Here is a 9,852-nt window from a genome sequence, read left to right on the forward strand (position 1 = left end):
CGGCTTGGTGCACGGCACTGGCCAACCCCAAAGATCAAGATCTGTCGTTTGCGAGCACTTGCATCCGCAACGGATGGCCAGCATCGACCGCCGAGCGCAATGTTGACCGTGCGCTTACCGCTCTTGTGCTCGCATTCAATCGCAACATGTAGTACTTATACTGATATTACGCACTTAGATAAGTCAGTAATAATTATGAATTTTCAAAATAGCCAACTTGGCCAGAGCCGTCAAAAATGTGACGTATCATTGTCAAATTTATACTGACGATAAAAAATGAAATGCTTTACAATTCCGACGTGGTCAATTATGATATGGATATTTCACGCGGAGTGATTGGCCATGACGGATCTTGGCAGAAAGAAAAGGTTGTCAGCTCGTGCTGCGTCGGCGATTACCGCTTCAGTATTTCTGATGATTTTTTCCGCAATTGAATTGGCTCCCTTATGGATCAATCGGAATGACCACAGTCCAGATAGGTCGCAAAATAAATGTGATCCCATCCTAAATCAGATACAAGACCCCCGAAAAACAATACGACCTAATGATGATTTGAAGATCATTAGACTCACAAATTCTGGAGAATTTGTGAGTCGGTGCGATTTAACAAATGTCCTCTATGAATTGAACTGGGATAAGAAAAGGCCAGCCTGGGCTTTCGGTCCCTCTTCAGATGACCAAGCTCCGCACCTTCCAAAACTCGCCTTGCTGTACATACACGGTTGGAAGCATAGTGCCGACAAAGACGATGATGATCTTAAGCATTTCAGCAGACTGGTCGAGAATTTGCGAGATAAATATCGAGACCATAAACGCGTTGTTGGCATTTATGTAGGCTGGAATGCGAGCGCTGATTTCTGGTCGTGGGCTAGTTTTTTAGAAAACACCACGTTCTGGGTAAAAAAGAACAATGCCGATCGAATAGCGCAGAGCGCGGCTGTAACCATGATTGTTAGCGCAGTCGGTAGCGCCACAAAAAAAGCAAATAATCCGAAAGATCAGTTTATTGCCATAGGTCATAGTTTCGGGGCCCGGCTGCTTTATTCTGCAACTGCGCAATCGCTAGTCACCGCAGCTCAGCAGGCGCACCCTGGTTATCCAACCGGTACTTACTCGCGCATAGAAGGAGTTGCGAATGCGGTCATACTACTCAATCCCGCGTTCGAGGCATCAAGATATTCAATTATCAACGACTTTACCCGGAATGAAGAGCGCTTTCTTGCATCTCAGCCGCCGCTCTTAATCACTGTTTCATCACGGGGGGATCTGGCGACGCGGGATGCGTTCCCGCTCGGGCAATGGCTCGGACTTGCGAGAAGTGAAAGAGAGAAAACAACGCTTGGAAATTATAGGCCCTTCGTGACGCATGCGTTGGAAAGATCTTCTAAAGAAAAATGCGCGCATGTAGACGGAGACGGTGCGTTTGAAAACAACTTCTCAGCCAATTTTTGCTTGCGCCGAATTTCTCCTCAGCAGGAGAGTATCACAAATTATAAAGGCGGTGGATCAATACAGTACAACAATCCGTTTATAGTCGCGCAAACAGACGAAACAATAATTAAAGATCACAACGATATTTGGAATGATGATTTCACATCATGGATGACGGAAATAATCCAAGGTTTGGAACAACGCCACGAATTGGTGCCTGGGGCTCAGCCGGAAAGCGATGCTCCTAGCATCAGTAGATAATCATGTGCCTCCAAAGATTAATCTGATCCGATAAGCACACACGGGTGTCATCTTTGGAAGATCGATAAATCACTTATTGTTGCAATGAGCTGCGAGATTGCTGTTTCCAAATTAGCAACATCGTGCCCTAAGTTAGCGCTTGACAGTGATGGCGAGCGCTTTCGACTGAAGCGGTCACAGATCGGCTGGAAGCCAGCCGCTTCAAGAGGCAAAACCGTGGCACCGACGAGGACCAAGGCCATCACCCTAGCCGGCTCGCCGGCTACCCAGTCGCACGTGCGCATCGAGAAGCGCTCTGCCGGCGCGCGGCGCCGGGCGGCCGCGTCTCAGCCGATCACGGCGCGCGACCGCGAGATCCAGCCCGGGGCCACGACGGTCCCGTGCCCCTACGAGCTCGGCACCTTCATCCCGGCCACCGTCAACCGCCAGGTCGACGTGCTGGCCGCCGAGCGCGCCCGCGGGGACATCACTGACGCGCAACTCTTCGTCGGCCGGCTGATCCAAGCCGTGTACGAGCGCGGCTCCGGCGCCCGGCTCGGCTCCGGCGGCTGGGACATCTCCAGATCCCGCGACCAGACGATCGCCCACGAGCTGGCCATCATCTACAGCGTCGAGGACGCCGAGCGGGTGCGGAAGTTCTCCGCCCGCCTCGAGCGCGCCGTCGGCTCCGTCGGGGCCCGATTCCTCCGGGCGATCCTGACCGAGGGCTGGACCTTCCGGACCTACGCGGCGGCCCGGGGCAAGGGCAGCGAGAAGGGCACGGCCCAGGTCGCGGCGCACTTCCGCTTCCTCCTGGAGGGCCTGACCGCAGCTCAGCACACCGCCCGCGGAGCCGCGCGGCCGACGCCGGACGATGTCTACCTCGCGGACGCGCAGAGCGTGCCGGCCCGGATCGCGGCGGCGAAGGCGCGGACAGACGAGGCAGAAGCCGAGGCCGAGCCGGCCTGATGTGCGGCAGCCTCATCAGCCATTCGCCGCTCGGCTGGCGACGTGTCGAGCGGCCGCGCGTCCGATACGAGTGCCTCAACCGCTTCGCCTCCGACCGGATGCTGGCCGCGCAGTCGCCAGCCGCGCACCGCTTCTGGAAGCGCGTCCTCGACGCGACGGTGACCGTCGAGGCAACGTGGGTGCGCGACGAGGCCTATTGCTAGGCTTGGCGACGGGCGCACGGTTTCGGTTCGTGACACAGGACGCGCTCTAGACGGCTCGAACGAAAGTCGATATAGGGCTATATCGACTTTCAAATGAGGCTGCGATGGCAGACCGAGACCCACGGCTGTCGGGACCCACGCTTAAAGTTCTGCGGCTGTACCTCATGACGCCTCGCGAGGATCGCTCCGGCGCGGCGATCTCGAAGGCCACTGGCGTGGGAGCCGGTACGCTCTACCCAATGCTCGCTCGGCTCGAAGAGGCGGGCTGGTTCGAGAGCGAATGGGAGAACATCGATCCGAGCGAGGCCGGGCGGCCGCGTCGCCGGTTCTACCGCATGACTGGCCTGGGCCAGACCAGGGCACGCGCCGCCCTTGCCGAGTTCCAGATACCCTCGATGGATGGAGAGGCAGCATGGGCACCGCGCTGACGATCCTTGCATGGGTGGGCGGTGTTATTGGCGCCGTTGTACTTGGACTTCTAAAGGACGAGGCAACATCTTGGTTTCCAAGGCTTAACAAGTTCATCCTTGATGTCGCTGCCAAACGAATGCCGCCTGAAAGGCGGGAGCGAAGTCGTGAGGAATGGGCCGCTCACGTCGATGAGTATCCCGGAAAGATCAGTCAGCTATTTCAATGCCTAAGATTTCTTAAGGCATCCGACGAGTTCGTGGTCATCGATGCGGCGGAGATCGACCAGAACCTGAGATATACCGGCTACGCAATGATATTGCTGAATATATCCCAGTACTTCACCGATGGAGTCCGCGGGCTTGGTTTTTGGCCAGAGCACGTTGTCGGCTTTGTCGAATTCCTTTTGTCCATCCGTGTATGCATTGCTCTCTGGTGGATGATACGCTTTAAGCCACAAATCCTCCGTAGGATCGGTCAGGGCGAAGGTCCTTGACCCGTCGGGCGAAACCCGGCAAAACCTGACCGTCGCGAGACGCACGCCCGGGGCTGAGAAGCCGCCGGGCGTTTGCATGTCCGCTCCGATCTTCCGGTACGGCACTGGCGGACGCGCCGGGCTCTGGCCGGCAGGGGCGCGGCACCGGCTGAACGAGCCGGGCACGGCCCCGTAAGTTTCCCGAGACCGAACCCGCTCAACAGCTTAGGCGTTGTCCCGGCAGACGCTGGCGGTGTTCCATGTCATGATCGGTCCCTGATGAGCGCCCACGCTATCGTCACCGCGATCGAGGAGGAGAGCCTTGCGCTCTGCCGCCTCCGCGCGACTGGGCGCCAAGACATCGACATCGAAGCCCGCGATCATCACTGCCGGCGCATCCGGTCGCTGATCCGCCAGCTCCGGCCCCTCATCGGCACCGTCGAGAAGCGCACGTTCGGCCTGTCCGGACAGAGCGAGAAAGGCAAGCCGTTCACCGTCGCGAGGCGGCGCCGGGCGGCCTAATCCTTACTTCGGGCTGCATCCGATGCAGATGCCACGGCTGAGCCTGTCGCCAACCGCATCGTTCTTCGCTCGGCCAGCCGCCGCTCCTCGAAAGGTCATGTCGGCTGGGCGGCGGGGCGGCTTGGTCTGACCCAGGGCGGTCGTGTCGCGGACGAGCATCACCGACGCGCCGATCGGTTCGGCCCCGACGGCTGTCGGGGCGATGATCGCGACGGCGAGCGTCAGTGTGCGCAGCAAGGTCATGGTGTTCCTCTTCGAGAGGTAACGTCCGCCGATCCGCTTCACGGGTGCGGCGTCTTCACCGTTGAGACGTCTATCCAACGTCCCGATGCGGAATTACCAAGACATTTCCGCAAGAACCGCCCCGACAGCGTAAATAATGAAGCAATATGAGTGACTTACCCGCGATTTCAGGGTCGCGGCGAACCGCTCGCGCCCGGGGCAGAATAAAAACCCAAGAGGCCGCGAAGGCGGTTCTGGCCACCCGAGCGGTGGCCTACCTCCGGGTCTCCACCGATGAGCAGGCCGCTCACGGTTTCGGGCTAGAGACGCAGGAGCGAGCCCTCCGCGCCTTCGCCGAGAGCCAGGCCTACGAGCTTGTCGCGGTCATCACCGATGCGGGCGTGTCCGGAGCGACCCGGCCCGCCGATCGCGCCGGCTTCGGCGAGGTCCTGCAGCTCGCGGCCGATGGGAAGTTCTCGGTGCTGCTGGTCTACCGGTTTGACCGGCTGGCCCGCGAGATCCGGTACGCGGTTACCACGGTGGCGGATCTCGCCGAGACGCACGAGGTTGGCATCCGGTCCGTCACCGAGCCGATCGACACGGCGACGCCGATGGGGCGCACCGTGTTCGCCATCCTCGCCGGCATGGCGGAATCGGAGCGCTTCACGATCCGGGACCGGACCGCAGGCGGGAAGCTCGCCAAGGCCGGCCGGGGCGGCTTCGCTGGGGGCCGGGTCCCCTACGGCTACGCGACCGACCGAGCCGGCGGCCTTGTCATCGTTCCGGAGCAGGCGGCGATCGTCCGGCGCATCTTCCGAGAGCGGGGGCGCGGCAAGCGCCCGCGGGCGACCCTCCAGGCGATCGCCGAGGGGCTGAACCGCGACGGCATCTCCTCTCCGACCGGCCGCCGGTGGCGGCACGATACGGTCGGCTACGTCCTCGACAACCCGAAGTACCGCGGGGCGGTCGAGTACCTGTTCACTTGGACCGGCGCCGAGCAGCACGTGCTCCAGCCGGGCGCCCATGAGGCGATCATCCTTTGACCGCACGCCCCGACTTCACCCCGGCCGACGCGGACCGGGCGCTTCGCCATGCGCAGCGCCTCCAGCGCGACCCGGCGGCCCAGGCCTACGGCGACCACCTCCGCCGACAGGGCCTGATCCCGGGGCGGATCCGGCTCCCGGCCGAGACCCCGTACGACGAGGCCAAGGCCGGCGAGTTCGAGGTCCGCCGCTCCATGGCGATGAGGAACGCCCGGCCATGCTGCTGAAGCGCCTCGTCCTCCGCTGGCTGCTCAGCACGCGCCCAGCTGGCCCCGCGCCGGCCCGCGTCCACCGCGGCGAGCACGAGCTGTCCGTCGGCGCCGCGAACCTCGGCGCGCCGGCCGGCCCGATCGCGAAGCTCTCTCGCGAGGACGCTGAGCGCCTGCTCGGCTTTCCGGTGAGGATCCTGCGCTGATGCCCCGCCTCTGCGCTGCCATCCTGCTCGCCGGCATCGCCGCGGCGGCCCTGCGCCCGCGCCGGCCTGCCTCCTTCGTGCTGGTCCGGCCTGCCGTCCCCGACGACGTGCGCGTCATGGCCGAGCGCCTGACACTCATGTTCGGCGACATGCCGTCCCGGGCGGTGCACTGATGCGCGGAATCGTCGGCTTCCGGCACGTCGCCGGCATCCTCCTGGTGCTCGTCGCGGGCTGGGCCTGGGTGTGGGTGTTCGACCGCCCCGCGCAGGCAGCGTCTTGCTGCGGCGGACCTGAGATCAGGCACGAAACAGGCCCATGAGCCAGTTCCAGCCCGGCCAGTCCGGCAACCCTGGCGGCCGCCCAAAAGCGTCGGCCAAGGTGCGCGACCTCGCCCGCGCGCATACCGAGACAGCTCTGCAAGTCCTCATCGACATCGCGACCGCCGGTGAGAGCGAGGCCGCGCGGGTGGCGGCCGCCAACGCCATCCTGGATCGCGGCTACGGCAAGCCGACCCAGCCCATCGACGGCGATGGCGAGGGCGGTGCGATCCCGACCGGCATGACGGTCACCTTCATCCGGCCCGGGCAGCCGCCCGATGCAGGTTGAGTTCCCGGAGAAGCTCGCCTTCCTGTTCGAGCCGGCCCGCTACAAGGTCGCCTATGGCGGCCGCGGCGGGGCGAAGTCGTGGGGGTTCGGCCGGGCGCTCCTCATCATGGGCGCGCAGCGGCCGCTCCGGGTGCTCTGCGCGCGCGAGTTCCAGAACAGCATCGCGGAATCGGCGCACGCGCTGTTCGCGCAGCAGATCGACCTCCTCGGGCTCGATGGCCTTTACGAGGTCCAAGAGAAGCGGATCCTCGGCCGGAACGGCACCGAGTTCATCTTCAAGGGGCTCCGGCACAACGTCGCCTCGGTGAAGTCGACTGAGGGCGTCGATATCGCGTGGGTTGAAGAAGCCCGCACCGTCTCGAAGACGTCCTGGGACGTGCTGATCCCGACCATCCGCAAGGAAGGCTCGGAGATCTGGATCAGCTTCAACACCGAGCTGGAGGAGGACGAGACCTACCAGCGCTTCGTGAAGAAGCCGCCGACCGGCGCGCGGGTCGTAAAGATCGGCTGGGAGGACAATCCCTGGTTCCCCGACGTGCTCCGGCAGGAGGCGTTGGACCTGAAGGAGCGCGACCCGGTCGCCTACGAGACGGTCTGGGGCGGCAACTGCAAGGCCGTGCTCGACGGCGCGATCTACGCGAACGAGATCCTGGCGGCGACGACCGCCAAACGGTTCACCAAGGTCCCGTACGACCCGACGAAGCCGGTTCACACCTTCTGGGACCTGGGCCGGGCCGACAAGACCAGCATCTGGTTCGCCCAGATTGTCGGCTTCGAGTTCCGGCTGATCGACTTCTACGAGAACCGCGGCCACGCGCTCGGCCACTACCTCGAGGTGCTGAAGGAGCGGGCGCTCCCGGTCGAGCAGGGCGGGAAGGGCTACGTCTACGGCGAGCACTGGCTTCCGCACGATGCCCGCAACGAGCTGCTCGCCTCCGAGCGCACGATCGAGCAGCAGATGTGGGCGGCCGGGCACCGTGTCCGGATCACGCCCCGCCTGACGGTCGCCGCCGGCATCGACGCGGCCCGCAAGATCTTCGCGCGGTGCTGGTTCGACGAGGAGGCCTGCGCCGACGGGCTCCAGGCGCTCCGAAACTACCGGTTCGACGTCGACCCGAACACGCAGGCCTTCTCCAAAGCGCCTTTGCACGACTGGGCGAGCCACGCAGCCGACGCCTTCCGGTACTTCGCCATCGGCATCGCCGAGCCCCGTGAGGACGATCCGCCCCCGGATGGTCCGAACGACGTCTCCGCGCGCCGGCGCCGCCGCGAGGCGGAGGAATCGACATCAGGATCAGGTTGGGCGGCATGACGGACACGGACGCGCCCGCCATCGACGGCGAGGCGGTGGATCAGGCTGGGCTCGACCGCGAGGCGCTCTTCCGCCGCCTGCGCGGCCAGTACCGCACCGATCGGGAGGCCTCCGCGAAGTGGCGCGAGGATGCGCGCGAGGACTTCGACTTCGTGGCCGGCCGCCAGTGGAGCACTGAGGATGAGGCCGTGCTGCGCCAGCAGGGCCGGCCGCCGGTGACGTTCAACCGGATCCTGCCCGTCATCAAGGCGGTGGCCGGCTCCGAGGTAAACAGCCGGCAGGACATCCAGTACCTGCCCCGCGAAATCGGCGACGCGGCCAAGAACGAGCTGCTCACCGAGGCCTCCCGCTACCTCGCGGACGAGGCCGAAGCGGAGGACGAGGAATCCGACGCGTTCGTCGACTGCGCGATCTGCGGCATGGGCTGGGTCGAGATGCGTCTCGACTATGAAACCAACCCGGACGGCGCCTATGTCGAGGACCGGATCAACGCGCTGGAGATGATCTGGGACGCGGCCGCGCGGAAGCGGAACCTCGCCGACGCCCGCCGCCTGTTCCGCGCGAAGACGATGGACCGAGCCGAGGCCGAGGCGCTCTTCCCCGAGGTCGACCCTGCGCTCCTCGACGCCGCCTGGGCCGAGGATCGTGACGGTGACGGCGAGCACCGCGAGATCCAGCCCGGCGAGCGCCGCATCGACCGCCCGGGCCAGGATGCCGACGCCTCGTCCTCGCGCGTGACGATCGTCGAGTGCCAGTGGTGGGAGCGCGCCCGCGTCGCGCTGGTGATCGACCCCGCGACCGGCGAGCCCCAGGAGATGGAGCCGAAGCAGGCCGCCATCCTCACCCGCCGCGCCGAGATGCTCGGCATGCCGGTGAAGGTGTTTCACCGGATGAAGCGGGTCTACCGCCGCGCCTTCCTCGGCGCCGTGGTGCTGGACGAGGGCCCTGCCCCGGCCGGCGACCAGTTCTCCTACGCCTGCCTGACCGGTGACCGCGACCACAACAAGGGCACGTGGTTCGGCATCGTGCGGCCGATGCGCGATCCGCAGCGCTTCGCCAACAAGTGGCTGTCCCAGACCCTCGACATGCTCAACCGCCAGTCCAAGGGCGGCTGGATCATGGAGAAGGGCGCCGTCCCCGACCAGCGCGCCTTCGAGGCCAGCATCGCCAAGCCCGGCGCGGTGTCGTGGGTCTCGGACGGCGCCCTGATGTCGGCGCGCATGAAGGAGAAGCCGCTGCCGGTCCTGCCGTCGGGCCACTGGCAGCTCATGGAGTTCGCGATCGGCTCCATCCGCGACACGTCGGGCGTGAACCTGGAGCTCCTCGGCCAGAAGCAGAACGACCAGGCCGGCGTGCTGGAGTACCAGCGCAAGCAAGCCGCCATGACGATCCTGGCGACGCTGTTCGACTCGCTGCGTCGGGCCCGGAAGCACATCGGCCGGGTGCGCCTGTTCTTCATCCAGAGCTACCTCTCGGACGGCCGCCTGATCCGGATCGTGGGCGACGAAGGCGCCAAGGTCGTGCCCCTCATCCGCGACCAGACGATGGGCGATTTCGACGTGGTGATCGACGATGCCCCGGCCTCGCCGAACCAGCAGCAGATCGTGTGGCAGACCTTCACCAGCGTCCTGCCGATCATCAAGGACATGATCACCCCGCAGGTCCTGCTCGAGATCCTGCCGTACTCGCCGTTCCCGGCCTCGTTCGTGGCCAAGATGCGCGACCTGCTCGCCCAGTCCGCCGACACACCGGAGCAGGAGCAGCAGAAGGCGCTCGCCGTGCAGTCGGCTGTCGCCAAGATCCAGGACATGACGGCCGGCGCGAACCTGAAGAACGCCAAGGCCGGGCGCGAGCAGGCGCTCACCCACCAGGATCACGCTTCGGCCGCGGTGCAGCTCGCCCAGCTCCTCACGGCGCCCGAGGCCGCAGCCCAGGCCGCGGAAGCCGCCGCCTGACCCCTTCGCCCGCCGGCGGCGCACGCCGGCTTTCGTCCCCTTCACGTCACG

At 64.4% G+C, this 9,852-nt stretch carries 14 protein-coding genes; 13 read left to right on the top strand and 1 reads right to left on the bottom strand.

Annotated features, from left to right (window positions below):
- The first annotated feature begins 342 nt into the window (after nt 1-342).
- From LXM90_RS23445 to LXM90_RS23470, 6 genes are all read left to right on the top strand, one after another.
- Nucleotides 343-1,692 (top strand): hypothetical protein, encoded by a 1,350-nt coding sequence (locus LXM90_RS23445; protein ID WP_234081100.1) that lies wholly within the window; start codon nt 343-345, stop codon nt 1,690-1,692.
- Between the two features lie 216 nt (nt 1,693-1,908).
- Nucleotides 1,909-2,640 (top strand): hypothetical protein, encoded by a 732-nt coding sequence (locus LXM90_RS23450; RefSeq protein ID WP_234081101.1) that lies wholly within the window; start codon nt 1,909-1,911, stop codon nt 2,638-2,640.
- Nucleotides 2,640-2,843 (top strand): hypothetical protein, encoded by a 204-nt coding sequence (locus LXM90_RS23455; RefSeq protein WP_234081102.1) that lies wholly within the window; start codon nt 2,640-2,642, stop codon nt 2,841-2,843. The genes LXM90_RS23450 and LXM90_RS23455 overlap by 1 nt, the downstream gene beginning before the upstream one ends.
- A gap of 104 nt (nt 2,844-2,947) precedes the next feature.
- Entirely contained in the window at nt 2,948-3,271 is a 324-nt protein-coding gene (locus LXM90_RS23460; RefSeq protein WP_234081103.1) for a PadR family transcriptional regulator, read from the top strand.
- Complete coding sequence (locus LXM90_RS23465; RefSeq protein WP_234081104.1) at nt 3,256-3,747, top strand: hypothetical protein; 492 nt, start codon at nt 3,256-3,258, stop codon at nt 3,745-3,747. Before LXM90_RS23460 ends, LXM90_RS23465 begins: the two co-directional genes overlap by 16 nt.
- Before the next feature lie 258 nt (nt 3,748-4,005).
- Entirely contained in the window at nt 4,006-4,248 is a 243-nt protein-coding gene (locus LXM90_RS23470; protein WP_234081105.1) for a hypothetical protein, read from the top strand.
- A gap of 3 nt (nt 4,249-4,251) precedes the next feature.
- Here the strand turns inward: LXM90_RS23470 and LXM90_RS23475 are convergent, their stop codons facing one another.
- A complete protein-coding gene (locus tag LXM90_RS23475) occupies nt 4,252-4,491 on the bottom strand; it encodes a hypothetical protein (protein ID WP_234081106.1) in 240 nt (79 codons plus the stop codon).
- 248 nt (nt 4,492-4,739) lie between these two features.
- Between LXM90_RS23475 and LXM90_RS23480 the strand changes: the two genes are divergently transcribed.
- From LXM90_RS23480 to LXM90_RS23510, 7 genes are all read left to right on the top strand, one after another.
- Complete coding sequence (locus tag LXM90_RS23480) at nt 4,740-5,513, top strand: recombinase family protein (RefSeq protein WP_234081107.1); 774 nt, start codon at nt 4,740-4,742, stop codon at nt 5,511-5,513.
- Nucleotides 5,510-5,740: a hypothetical protein gene (locus LXM90_RS23485; RefSeq protein WP_234081108.1), complete on the top strand. Its 231-nt coding sequence runs from the start codon at nt 5,510-5,512 to the stop codon at nt 5,738-5,740. The genes LXM90_RS23480 and LXM90_RS23485 overlap by 4 nt, the downstream gene beginning before the upstream one ends.
- A complete protein-coding gene (locus LXM90_RS23490) occupies nt 5,731-5,928 on the top strand; it encodes a hypothetical protein (protein WP_234081109.1) in 198 nt (65 codons plus the stop codon). Before LXM90_RS23485 ends, LXM90_RS23490 begins: the two co-directional genes overlap by 10 nt.
- Nucleotides 5,928-6,101 (top strand): hypothetical protein, encoded by a 174-nt coding sequence (locus tag LXM90_RS23495; RefSeq protein WP_234081110.1) that lies wholly within the window; start codon nt 5,928-5,930, stop codon nt 6,099-6,101. Before LXM90_RS23490 ends, LXM90_RS23495 begins: the two co-directional genes overlap by 1 nt.
- A 142-nt stretch (nt 6,102-6,243) precedes the next feature.
- The gene (locus tag LXM90_RS23500) at nt 6,244-6,534 is read left to right on the top strand and encodes a DUF5681 domain-containing protein (protein WP_234081111.1); all 291 of its coding nucleotides are present in this window, start codon (nt 6,244-6,246) and stop codon (nt 6,532-6,534) included.
- Nucleotides 6,524-7,846 (top strand): PBSX family phage terminase large subunit, encoded by a 1,323-nt coding sequence (locus LXM90_RS23505; protein WP_234081112.1) that lies wholly within the window; start codon nt 6,524-6,526, stop codon nt 7,844-7,846. The genes LXM90_RS23500 and LXM90_RS23505 overlap by 11 nt, the downstream gene beginning before the upstream one ends.
- Nucleotides 7,843-9,801 carry a portal protein gene (locus LXM90_RS23510; protein WP_234081113.1) on the top strand — a complete coding sequence of 653 codons (1,959 nt, stop codon included), beginning with the start codon at nt 7,843-7,845 and terminating at the stop codon, nt 9,799-9,801. Before LXM90_RS23505 ends, LXM90_RS23510 begins: the two co-directional genes overlap by 4 nt.
- Nucleotides 9,802-9,852: the final 51 nt, after the last annotated feature.

Origin of the sequence: Methylobacterium oryzae (genome assembly GCF_021398735.1) — a bacterium.
Classification (GTDB): domain Bacteria; phylum Pseudomonadota; class Alphaproteobacteria; order Rhizobiales; family Beijerinckiaceae; genus Methylobacterium.